The sequence below is a fragment of the Phaeobacter sp. JH20_29 genome (genome assembly GCF_048056175.1).
GTDB lineage: Bacteria > Pseudomonadota > Alphaproteobacteria > Rhodobacterales > Rhodobacteraceae > Phaeobacter > Phaeobacter bryozoorum.
The window spans coordinates 173,638-188,129 of sequence record NZ_JAYMWO010000001.1; the positions used below are offsets into that span (position 1 = coordinate 173,638).

At 61.9% G+C, this 14,492-nt stretch carries 13 protein-coding genes; 10 read left to right on the plus strand and 3 right to left on the minus strand.

Annotated features, from left to right (window positions below; genetic code table 11):
- The first annotated feature begins 41 nt into the window (after positions 1-41).
- Genes VWZ85_RS00835 through VWZ85_RS00850 form a run of 4 tightly spaced genes read left to right on the plus strand, consistent with a single transcriptional unit; the run spans position 42 to position 3,245 of the window.
- Positions 42-887: an ABC transporter ATP-binding protein gene (locus tag VWZ85_RS00835; protein WP_416586461.1), complete on the plus strand. Its 846-nt coding sequence runs from the start codon at positions 42-44 to the stop codon at positions 885-887.
- Positions 888-930: 43 nt separating this feature from the next.
- Entirely contained in the window at positions 931-1,710 is a 780-nt protein-coding gene (locus VWZ85_RS00840) for a transporter substrate-binding domain-containing protein (RefSeq protein ID WP_340547738.1), read from the plus strand.
- Positions 1,711-1,719: 9 nt separating this feature from the next.
- Positions 1,720-2,472 (plus strand): ABC transporter permease, encoded by a 753-nt coding sequence (locus tag VWZ85_RS00845; RefSeq protein WP_340547739.1) that lies wholly within the window; start codon positions 1,720-1,722, stop codon positions 2,470-2,472.
- Positions 2,469-3,245, plus strand: coding sequence for an ABC transporter permease (locus tag VWZ85_RS00850; protein WP_416586464.1), 777 nt, complete (start codon positions 2,469-2,471; stop codon positions 3,243-3,245). The genes VWZ85_RS00845 and VWZ85_RS00850 overlap by 4 nt, the downstream gene beginning before the upstream one ends.
- An 83-nt stretch (positions 3,246-3,328) precedes the next feature.
- Here VWZ85_RS00850 and VWZ85_RS00855 read toward each other — a convergent pair whose 3' ends face one another.
- Positions 3,329-4,012 (minus strand): DnaA N-terminal domain-containing protein, encoded by a 684-nt coding sequence (locus tag VWZ85_RS00855; protein WP_416535360.1) that lies wholly within the window; start codon positions 4,010-4,012, stop codon positions 3,329-3,331.
- 580 nt (positions 4,013-4,592) lie between these two features.
- Here VWZ85_RS00855 and VWZ85_RS00860 point away from each other — a divergent pair.
- The 3 genes from VWZ85_RS00860 (at position 4,593) to VWZ85_RS00870 (ending at position 8,759) form a co-directional block, all read left to right on the plus strand.
- On the plus strand, positions 4,593-5,897 hold the full coding sequence (locus tag VWZ85_RS00860; RefSeq protein WP_416535361.1) for an AAA family ATPase: 1,305 nt from the start codon (positions 4,593-4,595) through the stop codon (positions 5,895-5,897).
- The gene (locus VWZ85_RS00865) at positions 5,894-7,036 is read left to right on the plus strand and encodes a ParB/RepB/Spo0J family partition protein (RefSeq protein ID WP_416586467.1); all 1,143 of its coding nucleotides are present in this window, start codon (positions 5,894-5,896) and stop codon (positions 7,034-7,036) included. The genes VWZ85_RS00860 and VWZ85_RS00865 overlap by 4 nt, the downstream gene beginning before the upstream one ends.
- Before the next feature lie 424 nt (positions 7,037-7,460).
- Entirely contained in the window at positions 7,461-8,759 is a 1,299-nt protein-coding gene (locus VWZ85_RS00870; protein ID WP_416586470.1) for a family 16 glycosylhydrolase, read from the plus strand.
- A gap of 21 nt (positions 8,760-8,780) precedes the next feature.
- Here VWZ85_RS00870 and VWZ85_RS00875 read toward each other — a convergent pair whose 3' ends face one another.
- Positions 8,781-9,680, minus strand: coding sequence for a sulfotransferase domain-containing protein (locus VWZ85_RS00875; RefSeq protein WP_416586473.1), 900 nt, complete (start codon positions 9,678-9,680; stop codon positions 8,781-8,783).
- 177 nt (positions 9,681-9,857) lie between these two features.
- Here VWZ85_RS00875 and VWZ85_RS00880 point away from each other — a divergent pair, with 177 nt between their 5' ends.
- Genes VWZ85_RS00880 through VWZ85_RS00890 form a run of 3 tightly spaced genes read left to right on the plus strand, consistent with a single transcriptional unit; the run spans position 9,858 to position 13,693 of the window.
- A complete protein-coding gene (locus VWZ85_RS00880) occupies positions 9,858-11,123 on the plus strand; it encodes a glycosyltransferase family 2 protein (protein ID WP_416586476.1) in 1,266 nt (421 codons plus the stop codon).
- Positions 11,116-12,429, plus strand: coding sequence for a glycosyltransferase family 2 protein (locus VWZ85_RS00885; protein ID WP_416586479.1), 1,314 nt, complete (start codon positions 11,116-11,118; stop codon positions 12,427-12,429). Before VWZ85_RS00880 ends, VWZ85_RS00885 begins: the two co-directional genes overlap by 8 nt.
- Complete coding sequence (locus tag VWZ85_RS00890) at positions 12,413-13,693, plus strand: O-antigen ligase family protein (RefSeq protein WP_416586482.1); 1,281 nt, start codon at positions 12,413-12,415, stop codon at positions 13,691-13,693. The genes VWZ85_RS00885 and VWZ85_RS00890 overlap by 17 nt, the downstream gene beginning before the upstream one ends.
- A 15-nt stretch (positions 13,694-13,708) precedes the next feature.
- Here the strand turns inward: VWZ85_RS00890 and VWZ85_RS00895 are convergent, their stop codons facing one another.
- Positions 13,709-14,491, minus strand: coding sequence for a hypothetical protein (locus VWZ85_RS00895; RefSeq protein ID WP_416586484.1), 783 nt, complete (start codon positions 14,489-14,491; stop codon positions 13,709-13,711).
- Between the last annotated feature and the right edge of the window lies 1 nt (position 14,492).

Genomic DNA, 14,492 nt, shown 5'->3' on the forward strand with positions numbered 1-14,492 from the left:
AGTCAGCCTTACTACAAGCCGAAATATGAGGACAATAGAAAATGCCCGATCCGGCTGCCGCTGGCCCTGCCCCGCATTCAACAGCCCCAGTCCCCGCGTCGGATGCCGGTGCCGCGAACATCCGGGCCACGGAACGGACCGAGGCGATCCGGGTGAGCGACCTGCACAAATCCTTTGGGTCTCTGGAGGTCTTGAAGGGTGTCTCCCTGACCGCCCGACAGGGCGATGTGGTGGCGATTATCGGTGGCAGCGGGTCCGGCAAATCCACCATGCTGCGCTGTATCAATTTTCTGGAAACACCCAATTCCGGCGAAATCGTCATCGCGGGCGAAACCATCGCCATGCGCCCCGATGGAAGCCCCGCTGACCGCCGCCAGATCGAACGTATCCGCACCCGGCTGGCGATGGTCTTTCAGCAGTTCAACCTGTGGACCCATCGCACACTGCTGGAAAACGTGATCGAAGTGCCGGTTCATGTGCTGAAAGTGCCCCGGTCGCAGGCCATCACCCGCGCCCATGAGCTGCTCGCCCGCGTCGGGCTTGGTGACAAGGCGGATGCCTTTCCCGCTTTTCTGTCCGGCGGCCAGCAGCAGCGCGCCGCCATCGCCCGCGCCCTTGCCGTGGATCCCAGCGTGATGCTGTTTGACGAGCCGACATCCGCATTGGACCCCGAATTGGTGGGCGAAGTGCTGGCGGTCATCCGCAATCTGGCGGCCGAAGGGCGCACCATGCTGCTGGTCACCCATGAGATGAAGTTCGCCCGCGAGGTTGCCAACCATGTTGTCTATCTCTTTGAGGGCCGCATCGAAGAGCAGGGCCCGCCGGCCGAAGTCTTCGGCAATCCAAAGTCGGAGCGGCTCAAACAGTTCCTCAGCTCAGTCGGATGATTTCGCCATTCGAACAAACAAATAACAAAACAGGGAGACAGTCATGTCCATGAAATCAAACCTCAAACGCACAGCTCTTGCTGCGACTCTGCTGGCGGCTAGCGGGGCAATTGCCCAGGCCGAACCGGTGAAGATCGGTGTCGCCGCAGAACCCTATCCGCCTTTTGCCTCGCTGGATTCATCCGGCCAGTGGGTGGGCTGGGAAATCGACATTATCAATGCCGTCTGCGCTGCCGCCGAACTGGACTGCGTGATCACGCCGGTTGCCTGGGATGGCATCATACCCTCCCTCACCGGCCAGCAGATCGACGCCATCATGGCCTCCATGTCGATCACCGAAGAGCGGTTGAAAACAATTGATTTCTCCGACCCCTACTACAACACCCCGGCCGTGATTGTCGCCGACAAATCCATGGACATCGAGCCGACCCCGGACTCGCTGGCGGGCAAGGTGATCGGCATTCAGGCCTCTACAATTCACCAGACCTATGCGCAGGAATACTTCAAAGATTCCGAACTGCGCGTCTACCAGACCCAGGACGAGGCCAATCAGGATCTGTTTGCCGGCCGTATCGACGCCACCCAGGCCGATAGCATCGCCATGGCCGATTTTGTCGGCTCGGACGCGGGCAGCTGCTGTGAGATCAAGGGCGCGGTGGCCAATGACGAGGCGATCCTCGGCAAAGGCGTCGGCGCGGGCGTGCGCAAAGGCGACGCCGATGTTCTGGCAGCCCTGAACAAGGGGATCGCCGCTATCCTGGCCGATGGCACCCATGCCGATATCACCTCGAAGTATTTCACGACCAGCATCTACTCCGAGTAAGGACATAACGTGACCGGACTCCTCGACCTGTTTGGTCTGGCCGAGAGCGCGCAGCTGTTGTCGCTCTCGCCGCCGGGATGGGGGGGCAACCTGTTACGGGGCCTCGCCAATTCGCTTCAGATCGCTTTTGGCGCATTTGGCATGGGGCTGATTATCGGGCTTTTCGGGGCCTATGGAAAACTCTATGGCGGGCCGATCCTGCGGGATCTGCTCGCCATTTACACCACCGTGATCCGCGCCGTTCCCGAACTGGTGCTGATCCTGATCCTCTATTATGTCGGCACCGATCTGATCAACAGGCTGGCCGCCGGCCTCGGCTATGGCCGGGTCGAAATCAGCGGCGTTGTGGCAGGCATCTGGGTGCTTGGCATCGTGCAGGGTGCCTATGCGACCGAAGTCCTGCGCGGCGCCATCAAGGCGGTACCGCCGGGCCAGATTGAGGCCGCCCGGTCGTATGGCATGCCCGCTTTCATGACCATGCGCCGGGTTACCATCCCGGCCATGATGAGTTTTGCAACGCCGGGGCTGGCCAACCTGTGGCTGATCGCGACCAAGGACACCGCCCTGCTGGCCATCGTTGGCTTTGCCGAGCTGACCTTGGAAACCCGGCAGGCCGCCAGCAGTACGCGGGCCTATTTCACCTTCTTCCTCGCGGCTGGGGCGCTTTACCTGATGGTAACCCTCTGCTCTGGCGTGATTTTCAACTGGATTGAACGTTGGGCCAGACGTGGGCAGCCCTCCCTGCGGGAGACCCGCCAATGAGTGTGCTGAAACCTCTGATGCAGCCTCACCGGCTTGTCCTCATGGCGCTATTCGCAGGCCTCATTGTCTGGTGCGCGGTTTCCCTGCGCTGGGACTGGATTCCAGCCTATGCGCCGCTCGCGCTCCAAGGGCTCTGGACGACAATCTGGATCCTTGTGGTAACCAGTATCCTCGGATTTGCGCTGGCGGTACCGCTTGGCCTCGCCCAGGCGGTTGGCCCCTGGTATCTGTCGGTTCCCGCACGGGTTTTTTGCACCATCATTCGCGGCACGCCGCTGCTGTTGCAGATATGGCTGCTCTATTATGGGCTGGGATCGCTGTTCCCGCAGTTCCCGTGGATCCGGTCCAGCGAACTGTGGCCCTATCTGCGGCAAGCCTGGCCATATGCGGTGCTTGCCCTGACCCTGTCTTATGCAGGCTATGAGGGCGAGGTGATGCGCGGGGCCTTCTCAGGCGTTGCCAAGGGCCAGCTGGAGGCCGCCAAGGCCTACGGTATGCCACGCGGCACCATGTTCCGCCGGATCTGGCTGCCACAGGCGGTGCGCAACGTCCTGCCAACGCTTGGGGGCGAAACCATCCTTCAGCTGAAGGCGACACCGTTGGTGGCCACGATCACGGTTCTGGACATCTACGCGGTTTCCTCGCGGGTGCGGTCTGACACGTTTATCGTCTATGAGCCGCTGCTGCTACTGGCGCTTGTCTACATGGTGATCGCCGGGCTGATCACCCTCGCCTTCAAACGGTTTGAGGACCGGATCCCGCAGCGGCTATAATCACCCGCCCAGCAAGATCAAAGAGCCCCCAGGTGCCGCCTTGGGGGCTTTTCCATGTGCCTGCCGGTCCGGTTCACAGGCATCTAGGACAGGATGGTCAGCTGCTCCACATCCCCGTCAATATCGTGACAGGCCGCCAGCAGCCGCTCCTGCAGATGTGAGGTGACGTAATTTCCGTGAAACCGACTTGGCGCGCGTAGGATCAGACGGCCCCCTGCCCTGCTCTCCCGCGTCAGCGCCTGTATCCAGGCAGCGTAAATGGCCGGGTCTTCCTGGTGCAGGACCGCCTTCGCGAGGCTCCACTCGCTACCGTCGCTGATATCAGGTGCGGGCGCGGTTGTGCCGGTCATCAGCGGCACCACGTTTTTCTCCGGCTCATCGCTGCCACGCATCCGGTGATCGAAATCTGGTCCGACAGCGGCCCAGCAGCTGCGGGTGTCGTCTAGGATCCGCTCCAGATCAAAACCGTATTCCGTTACCCGCCCCCGCGCGCCCTGCCGTTTCACCACCAACCAGCCGAGTGCGCGCAGCTTGGCCATCTCGCGTTTCACCGTGCGTTCGTCGACGGACCACATGCGGGCAATCTCGCGCTGGCCGACTGCCAGCTCATTGCGTTGCCAGTTGTAGCGCGCGGTCATCAGCGTCATGAACCGCAGAACCAGTCGCTGCGGCCCCTTCTCCAGAGACAGGGCATAGGTCCCCATTGCGGTGAGGATATCGTATTTCAGTGCCGCGGCCTGACGCCCGACGGGTTTGCTGGCAAGCATGGCTGCCCTCTTGTCTCCATCCGATGGTGGATGGCTGCCTCTGTCGTCTCATGTTTGCCACGAGATCCTGTTGGGTTCATTGTCGGACCGGGTGGCCCGTGGGTTGCGCTGCGTCGCAACTCAGGGTCCTTTTGATCCGAACTCAACGTTCTTTGGTTGGTTTATCTGATTTGCGTCCAGCGATACGATTCTGTCAAGAGCGCTGTTGCCCGAGGGGCTGTTCCAATTCCATTTTTGAATCAAAAATAGGTATTCATGGTATTGGGTGACAGACAGGCTGTCCCCTATTGATCGAAAAATGTCCCCCAATATGCAGGGGCAGCTCTGGGCGCGTCCCCCTATATCAGGGTCGAGTATCCAGAAAACCCATCGGCGGCGCGGGAGCCCGACCGAATCGCAATCGCCCGATAAACAAAGGGTATTGCCGCGCTATTCCTGTCGACGTCCCCACGGGGACAGGACGCTTATTCCTACGATAATAGGTTTTGCGTTTTTTGCAAATTCGGCGTAAACGAGTTTCTAGGTAGAAAAAGCGTCCGCTTGGTGAATAAGGCCGCACTACAGAGATCGAGGAGCAGAGATGTTTACCCATCAAGACCTGGCGAATATGCAGGCACAATCCCTGAAAATGCAGAGTTGGATCCGGCAGCAGACCTTCTCTCCCAAGATGGAAAAGACGCTGAGGCGCTTCTCTAGCTGGGAGGTGGCCGAGCTGATCTTCAAGGTGAACCAGTCCACCCTGCGTGGACGGCTGGCGGCCGATCCCAGCCTGCCCCAGGGCCATGTCGAGGAAGACGGGCGTCAGCGTTGGTATTCGCTTGAGGAAATCAACGAGCTGCGCCGTCGGCTGAAAGTGAACCGCAAATCGCTGATGCCGGAGCGACCGGCGGGCAAGCGGGCCTTGCGGGTGGCCATTTCCAACTTCAAGGGGGGTGCCGGCAAATCGACCGTAGCGCTGCATTTTGCCCATGCCGCCGCCTTGGACGGTTATCGTGTGCTCTGTGTTGACTTCGATCCGCAGGCCACCCTGTCCCATTCGATGGGGCTGAGCGATGTGACCGAAGATTATACGGTCTGGGGCATCATGGCGCGGGACCTCGTGCGTGAGACCGAGCGGATGAACGCCAGTGCGCGCGGCGCCGAGTCCGGGGCCGCCCTGCCCGAGCGGCGCCTGCCAGAAGCGATCACCGGCATGGGCTTGCAGGATCTTCGGATCAGCGATTTTGTGAAACCGACGAGCTGGCCCACCATTGATGTGATCCCCAGCTGCGCCAATGCCGCCTTTGTCGAATTTGCATCGGCGCAGTATCGCCACCTCAATCCGGAATGGTCCTTCTTTGCAGCGGTGTCGCGTTATCTCGATCAGCTGCCGTCGGACGATTACGACATGATGATCTTCGACTGCCCGCCGGCAATTGGCTATCAGTCTATGAATGCGGTCTTCGCCGCCGATATGCTCTATATCCCGTCAGGTCCCGGATATTGGGAGTATGACTCCACCACCTCGTTCATCGGCCAGCTCTCCGAGGCGCTTGAGGATCTCTCGGCGTTCAACGGGGTTGTCCCTGCGGGGACGTTCAGCCTGCCGAAGGTGTTTCAGGAGGTCCGGTTTCTGCTCACCCGCTATGAATCCGGCAATGACCTGCACCGCGCCATGCGCGATGCCTTCGTCAAGGTCTTTGGCGACCGGATGACGGAACACCCGATTGAGATGACCCGAGCGGTGGAACAATCCGGGCGCTTCCTCAGCTCGATTTACGAAATCGACTACCGGGATATGACGCGCGAGACCTGGCGACGGGCGCGCGCGTCTTTTGACCAGGCCTATATGGAGTTCAAGGGCAACGCCCTGACCGCATGGGCCCAGCTGGAGGATGAGGCATGAGCAAGCGCAGAATGTTCGACATCGATTTTCCGTCGGATCCCACCCCCGCCACGCCCGAGGCAGCCTCCCCTGCCCCGGTGGACCCGCACCCCGGCGCCCCCGCGCTTGAGACGAAATCGGCGTTCCGTTCAGGCGAGGCGCGCCGTGGCCCGATGGCCACCGCCATCAGCGAAAACGCCGAAGCGCTGCGGACACGGGCGGAGGTCGAGCAGAATATCCGGGCAGAGAACGATCGCCTGGCGCATGAATTCGTCCGGCTGAAGACCCTTGGTCTGGTGGTCGATCGGATCCCGCTGGATTTGATTTCGACCAGCAAGCTGATCCGCGATCGCGCCGTCAACCGGGATCCTGAGCTGGAGGAGTTGAAGGAGTCGATCCGCGATCTTGGTCTGTCCAACCCGATCCGGGTGGAAGAGGACGGCGAGGGGTATCAGCTGGTACAGGGCTTCCGGCGACTGTCGGCCTATCGCGCGCTTTACGAGGAAACGGGAGAGGAACAGTTCCGCCTGATCCCGGCCGGACTGGTGGCGCGGGGCGAGACGCTACAGGGTCTGTACCGGCGAATGGTTGACGAAAACCTGGTGCGCCGGGATATTTCCTTTGCCGAAATGGCGCAGCTCGCGCTCTCCTTTTCGCAGGATCCAGAGACGGATTCAGACTCTGTAGAAGACTCTGTTGCGCTGCTTTATGCCTCAGCCGGGCGTCAGAAGCGCAGCTACATTCGCCACTTTGCAGAGCTGCTGGAACTGATTGGAGAAGAGCTGTCCTATGCCGAGGCGATCCCCCGTGCATTAGGGCTGGATCTGAAGAAGCACCTGCTGGAGAACCCGGCCACGCTTGAGCCGCTGCGGCAACGCCTAAGGGAGCGGAGTTTTTCCAGCGCTGAGGAAGAGCTGGCCGTGTTGCGGCAGGCGCTCAAGGCCCCTGCATCGGATGTTAGGGAGGCCAGCACCAGCCAGCGCGCCGGCATGGCCAAGACCACGCTGCGCTGTTCTGTCCCTGCGGGGACGGTGCGATGTCTGGCGCGGGACGGGCGGATTGAAATGGCGATGGAGCGTGATTTCTCGGCGGTTGACCAGCGTCGGCTTGAGGCCGCGATCACGGCTTTCTTTGATGCTCTGGACGGGGATCAGACCTAGCGCTGAGCTGGCCGACACGACGGTATCAATGAGGCTGTCCCTGCGGGGACGGCCTTTTTTTGAGCCAGGCTTCAGATGGGTGGATTGTCATTGATCATGCTCGCCGCGCTGCTGAAGGGAGCAGAGCATTATCATTGTCCCTGCGGGGACACCCGCCACGCCGCAGGTGCTGGTGAGATGACGTTCGTTGGCGCATTGGGGATGTGCTGTCCGGTGACTTCTTGGCTGTCGCTGCGGTGGCTCTTGCGTGCTGCGCAATTCGACTAAAAAGCAACCCTCTAAAACTGGTCTTGAGTTTGCGTTAAACTGTCTGAATGGGGCATTAATGGGCGATAATTAAGGCACAATCCTGCCATCGTTCGCCCCGACAACCAAACCAAAGGCATGGCCGTTTTCCGCGGCACCAAGGTTTGGAGTGATTGACATGGCATCAACAGACAGCGCGCAGGCAGCAACGACACCGGCGCTGGACCTGCGGGTCCCCGGCGAGATGCGTGACAGCGACGACTGGCTGGTGTCGACATGGAATGCCGGTCAGTCGCGCGACACCACGTGGTCACAGGATAATGTCCAGATCAACAGTGACGGCGCGGTTGAGCTGCATCTGACATCGGATAATGGCGTTGGAGAGCGGCTTTTCACCGGTGGTGAAATCCAGTCCGAAGCGGCCCATGAGACCGGCATCTGGAGCTGGACTGCACAGGCGCCGCAGATGCAGGATGGCACGGTCTTTGGGATGTTCCTCTATCAGCAGGACTATCGGAACGATCGCTGGCTGGAGTTCGATTTTGAATTCGTTGGCGCCAATACCCGTCAGGTTCAATTGAGCATCCATATGGAGGCGGAGGATGGCAGCCGCGTGCGGCTGGCCGATGGCCCCGCGGGGCCGCTGGTCGTTGATCTTGGGTTCGATGCCGCCGAGGGGCTGCATACCTATGAAATCGAATTGACCGGCACCAGCGCGATTTTCCGCGTAGATGGAGAGGTGCGCGCCGATCTCAGTGGGGCTGATATGCCGGGTGGGCTTTGGTACTCCGGGGCGGTCAAGAGCTTTGCTGACCTTTGGGCGGTGTCCGACAATCAAACTGCTTGGGCCGGAACACCTGACCCGGATGCGCCGCCGCTGGTCGCGGTGATTGCGGATGTGTCCCTGCCGGGACAGGAAGATCCCGCCGAGCCGGAGTTCGACAGCGAACAGCGTGGCACGGAGCAGGCAGAGGATCTATTCGGCGGCGCTGGTGCAGATCTGATCCACGGTGGCGATGGTGCGGATCAGCTGGTGGGCAATCGTGGTTCGGATCACCTCTATGGTGACAAGGGGCGGGACATTCTGCGCGGCAAGGACGGAGATGATTTCCTGTTTGGTGGTCGCGGTCGGGATCGTCTGGCGGGCGGCGGGGGTGACGATCAGCTTGACGGTGGGATCGGTCGTGATCAGCTGCGCGGCGGGGGCGGCGCGGATGTTTTTATCTTCCGCCAGGGCGGGACGCCGGACCGGGTCAATGATTTCTCCCTGTCCCAAGGGGACGTTCTGGATCTGACGCGGTTCAATCTGGATGGTGCGGATCAGCTGCGCTGGCTTGATGGTGAGCGTGGGCGTGGTACGCGCGATCTGTTGCAGGCCGAGGGCGAAGATGGCTGGGTGAATGTTGCGGTGATCGATGACCGGGCGGATGCGCTGACACTGGATCTGCTGATAGCTCAGGATGCGATCCTGTTCTAGACATATGTGTACATTGGTGGCCTACCGTGTGACCGCAGCCCAGCTCTCCCAGGGCAGGCTGTCACGGCCCAGCAGGGCGGGAAGTTGGCGCAGATCCTCCGCGAAACAGCTGCGCAGGTCTGCGATATCGCTGTCGCGCAGGGGCGGCACCACATCACGCATGTTCTGCCTGTTGGCACGCAGCACTGCGGAAACCGGCTTGGTGGATTTTAGCCGGGCCAGGCTATCCTCCAGCCCGGCTTTGCGCAGTTGATCACCACCAGCACGAAGCAGGCTGCGAAGTGCAGGGAGCCGGGCGCGGTCGCTTTCGTTTCGTCGCTCATGCAGCACCGGAGAGCTGTGGCTGTCGTCGAGCCCGGCAAAACGATAGACCGTCTGGGCAGCCGCGACCGGATCGGCGCTGATTTCCTCTGCCAGCAGTACCAACACGCGATCATGGCCGAGGGTGTCGAGCCAGCGCCCCAGATGGCGGCTGTAGAACCCCTGCTCCAGATAGGCCGGATTGTTCGCCAGCCCGTCGTGGAAGGGCAGGGGAGGAATATGGCCCTTGATCACCTCATGCAGGTGGTTGGAATAGGCGCGGGTGACCGGATCGCGCAGCAGGCAGATCACCTTGATGTTCGGATCAAAGGCATTCAGCCGGTCGGGGCAGCGCGGGTCATAGAAATATGAGGGCGATGCCTCAAATCTCACCGTCTTGTCCGCGCCATGGCTGAAATGGCTGCGATACCATTGATAGCCGCGATCGAAATAGGCGCTGAAGAAATCCAGTTCCTTGGGATCCGATACGGCGGCATCAGGATGGGCACCGAGGGCCGCGTGAATGAAGGTGGAGGCGCATTTCTGTGCGCCAATACCCACCAGCGTTGGACCAGCCTGTGCCGCGCTGTTACCGGATGGCGCAAGGGGGGGCGTGGTCATGGCGGGTCTTTCCTGTCGGCGTGGTGATTGCGGCGGTATTGAGCGCCAGTCTTAGCACCTCGGATCGGCTGTGCCACGGGAAATGACCCCGTGCATTCCGTCAAACGCCGCTGCCCGGCATCTGGCCTCACCCTGCGGGGACATGCTAGATATGCCGGGAGAAGAGTGGGCAGCATCATGCAGGAACCGGCAGGGCAGGGGCGGATGATTTCGATCATCATGGCCAATCATCAGGGCGCGCCATATTTGCCGGACGCGCTGCGGTCGGTGGCGTCGCAGACCCATGCCGACTGGGAGTTGATCGTGGCCGACGACGGGTCCAGTGACGGATCGGTGGATATCCTGCGAGAGGTTGCACGCCAGGACCCCCGCGTGCGGGTGCTGCTGCATGAAACACCCAGCGGTCCTGCTGCCGCCCGCAATCGGGCGCTGGCGGCGGCCCGTGGCGATTGGCTGGCAATCTGCGATTCCGATGACATAATGCACCCGGACCGGTTGCGGCGCCTGCTGGCCGCGGCAGAGGCGCTGGATGCGGATGCGGTTGCGGATGACATGGTGCATTTCGCGACGGAGCCGCTGGCTGGTCCGCGCAGCGTTCTTGGCAGTGATGCGCCGGAGGTGCCGCGACAGATCGGGCCTGCGGATATGCTGCGGGTGCCGGAACCGGGCACGTCTGGTGCGCAGCTAGGCTATCTGAAGCCCCTGATCCGCCGTCAGGCGCTGGCGGCCTTGCGTTATGATGAGGCGCTAACGATTGGAGAGGATCAGGATTTCTATCTGCGATTGCTGTTGCAAGGAACGCGTATGTGGCTGCTGCCGGAGGCGCTTTACCTTTACCGGCGACATCCGCATTCCCTGTCACATCGATCGACCCGACGGCAGATTCTTGCGGCGCTTGCTGCGATGGAGGCGTTGCCGGGTCAATTGAGTGCATCACAACATATTGAATTAAAACATATTATAGAAGAGAGGCGGCAAGTGCTTCAAGACCGTCTGGCCTTTGAGACGCTGGCAGAGACGCTGAAACAGCGGCGGTTTGGGGCGGCGCTGCGCCAGATCCTGCGGCATCCTGCGCTGGGGTTTCGACTGGTGCAGATCGCCTGGGCGAAGATGCGCAGTATTGGCAGGGGGCAGGGCGGCGGCCAAGCTGGACAGGCCGGTGAGGCTGCGGCGGAGCGGGTCCATCTGATCGGCCCTGCCGATGGGCTGCCGCCGCAGGGAGAGGGTCAACATGTCGTTGTCCCGGACCCCGGCGCCGATGGTGGCCATAGCAGTCTATGGGCGGATCTGTGTTATCGGGCCTCGCGCCGTGTGCTGACTGTGACCTATGGTGACGAGGCCGGGCTATCGGCGGCCTGGCGGATCCCGGCCGCCGCGCATATCAAAGCGCGCGGGGCTGTGGTCTCTGATCTGATGCCGCCGCAGGGCCGCCGGGATGGCTGAGCCGCGCCCGCAGATCTCGGTGATTATGGCCACCCGCAATGCCGCCGCTCATCTGCCGCTGGCGATCCGGGCGGTACTGGCACAGACCATGGCGGATCTGGAGCTGATCATCATTGATGACGCCTCCGACGATGACAGCTGGGCGGTGATCCGTGCGGCTGCGGCCAAGGATCCGCGCATACGGGCGCAACGGCGGCCGCACTGCGGCGGTCCGGCTCGGGCACGTAATGATGCGCTCGGCCTTGCACGCGGGGACTGGGTGGCGATCTGCGACAGTGACGACAGCCAGCATCCCCGGCGATTGGAGTTGATGCTGGCAGCGGCGCGGGATCTGGGGGCCGATGTGGTCGCTGATGACCTGATCCTGTTTTCAGAGCGACCTATGGTGCGGGGAGAAACGATTCTGGGTGGTCATGCGCCGCAGCACGCCCGCGCGCTGACGTTGAAGGATCTGGTTCTGAGCGGGGTTGACCCTCAGGGCATCAGTCACATCGGATACCTTAAGCCATTGATCAGAAATCAACTTCTTCGCGATCTGCGTTACGACCCCGCGCTGCGGATCGGCGAGGATCATGACCTTTATCTGCGTCTTCTGCTGGCGGGTGCGACGATGTGGGTGCTGCCGATGGCGGCCTATCTCTATCGTCGGCACCCGGCGTCGGTTTCGTATCGCAACGTGCCCGAGGATCTGGCGGCACAGATCCATGCGCTGGATGGTCTGGTTGCGCAGGATAGGCGCGAGGAGCTGACGCTCCACGCGGGCATTCGTCGGCAGGCACTTCTGCGGCGTCAGGCACAGCTGGAACTGGCGCGGGAGGTTCGCAGCGGTCGGCTGGGCCGCGCCGCCTGGCACGCCGCGATGTGCCGCGATCATTGGCCATGGGTGTTATCCGTCCTGCGCAACCGGCTGGAGCTGAAGCTGGTGGCCGGGATCTCGCGCCTGTGGTGTCGTCCGCAGCGCTGGCGACTGGGCCGTGACGGCAGGGCAGGGGGGATGAGCCTGCCGACAGACAGCGCAGGCGAACTGGACCTCAGCGCCGCGGCGGCGCCGATCTGGGCGCGCCTGTGCTGCGCCGCCTCGCGCAGGCGCATTGATGCGGAGGTGAGTGATGCCCTGGGCAGGTCTGCCCTGTGGATGGTGCCGACGGTTCGACCCCCAGGGGAGCAGAGCTGCGGTGTTGCCGCAGAGACGCGGGCGGGCGTCGCGGCTGGGCGCGCGGCTGGATTGGCGGAGGGGGAGCAGGTAGCGAGGGATAATGGCGAGCGTTTGAGGCGGCATATGGGACGACATGACACTCACGGTTGAACCACCGCAAGACATCGGGCAGCCGAAGCTGTCTGTGCTGCGGCGCGGAGCTGGTCGCTGGTGGTTGACCCGTGGCCATCTGCGCATGGGTTATCTGATCCTAGCGGCCATGTCGGGCACCGGGGTGGTCTATCGGCTTGGGTTCCAGTCGCCCGGCTGGATGGCGCTCTATGTGCTGACGATCCTGTGGTATCTGCGGGACTGGCGCCAGAGCGCTGCCATTCTCTGGCAGGCGTGGCCGGTGCTGATGCCCTGCGTGATTGCAATGGCCTCCACCCTGTGGAGCATCAACCCGCCGGTCACCGCCTATCGTAGTTTCCAGCTGACGATGACAACGCTGATTGCCGTGCGTATCGCCTCTGCCATTCCGGCGCATCATACGATGATTGTTGTCAGCCTGACCTCGGCGGTCGGCGTGGCGCTGTCATATCTGAATTCCGTCGTGACCTTCCTTGCTCCGGCCTTTCATCCAAACGGGGCGCTGAAGGGTATCTATATGCACAAGAACTCCCTCGCCAAGGCGACGGTGAATGCAGCGCATGGGCTGGTGACGCTGGGGTTCTACTGGCGGCTTTCGATCCTGGGTATTCTGGCGGCGGCGCTGATGATCCCGGTGCTGGGCATGGCCCAATCGGCGGGGGCCTATGTGACCTTTGCCATTCTGGCGATCTATGTGCCGGTGCTGTGGATCCGTCGCTGGGGCGGGACAGCGCGGCGGGTGGCGCTGCTGTTTTGGCTGATGGTGCTGTTCCTGGTGCCGCTCGCGATCTATATCTCAGGCATTGACGCTTTGGGGCTGCTGCTAGAGCGGCTGGGCAAGGACAGTACCTTGACCGGGCGCACGGTGATCTGGGCCTTTGGTCTGGAAGAAATCGCCAAAGCGCCGATTGGCGGCGTTGGGTTTGGGGCGTATTGGTCGGTGCCATCTTACGCACGGCTTTATATTGAGGCCTATGTCGACGAGGGACTCTATTGGTTTCATAACAGCTATATCGAACTGATGGTGGGCAATGGGCTCCTTGGGGCGGTGACGTTCTTTGGCCTGCTGATCGCCGTCGTGTTGCGCTGTTTTCGCTGGTATTTGCAGGATGGTAGCGTGACCTCGGGGTATTATCTCTTCTATGTGCTGATCAATCTGGTCGCGGCGCTGTCGGATAACGTGATCTACAACGAGCATTCGATCCGGCACATGCTGATCGCGATGGCCTGGATCTATGCCGGCCGAGCGCTGGGGCGCTGGCGGGATGTGCCACCCCGGATCTGAGTGTACTTTTGGGGTCTAGCCTGCGTTCTGGTTCTCATCCGGCGCCGGATCGAGGGGTAGCCCCATTGCGGCCTCCAGTGCGGGGTCAAGCTGGCTGAGAATCCAGGTGCGGTCTTCCGGCGTGATCAGGTGGCCGGGGGTCTTGGGTTTTACATCACGGTCGGACCATGACCAGCCATAGTGTCCCTGCGGGACCTGCAAGCGCCTGTTCGGGGGCACCGGGCTTTCGCCTGCGATGCGCGCAATGATGTCTTCGGGGCGCCGACTGATGGCAGCATGGGTGGTGTAGATCACCCGTGCACCGCGCCGGGGCAGGGACAGCAGCGCCTCTGCCTTGGCGCGACGCAACGCCAGCAGATTGGCAAAGGGCGCGCCGGTGATCGGATGCAGATCCTGGTTCAGCGGCTGACCTTTGCAGGGGCTGGTCTTTGGCAGGTCAAACCACGCCGGCACGTCGATCTCGCTGCGCCATTCGGCGCGGATAAACTGCGAAAACGGCAGATCACGCAGCGCTGGCAGGCTGTGCCACGGCTTGCCATACATGCTTTCGAGCCATTGGAACGGATCGCGAAAGATCACGATATAGAGCACATCCGGCGGCAGCGCGATGAGGTTCGGGAAGGCATGTTTCCACATGTCATAGCGCGGACGTGCAGCGGCGAAGTTCTGCTGGATCAACTGGTCGAGAAAATTGGTGCCGGAACAGCGCTCACCCAGCACCTGATAATTCAGCACAGGTCGGCCGAGGCAGCGGCGACCGGCTATCCTGGCTTTGCGCAAAAGGGGGGACAGCTGCATC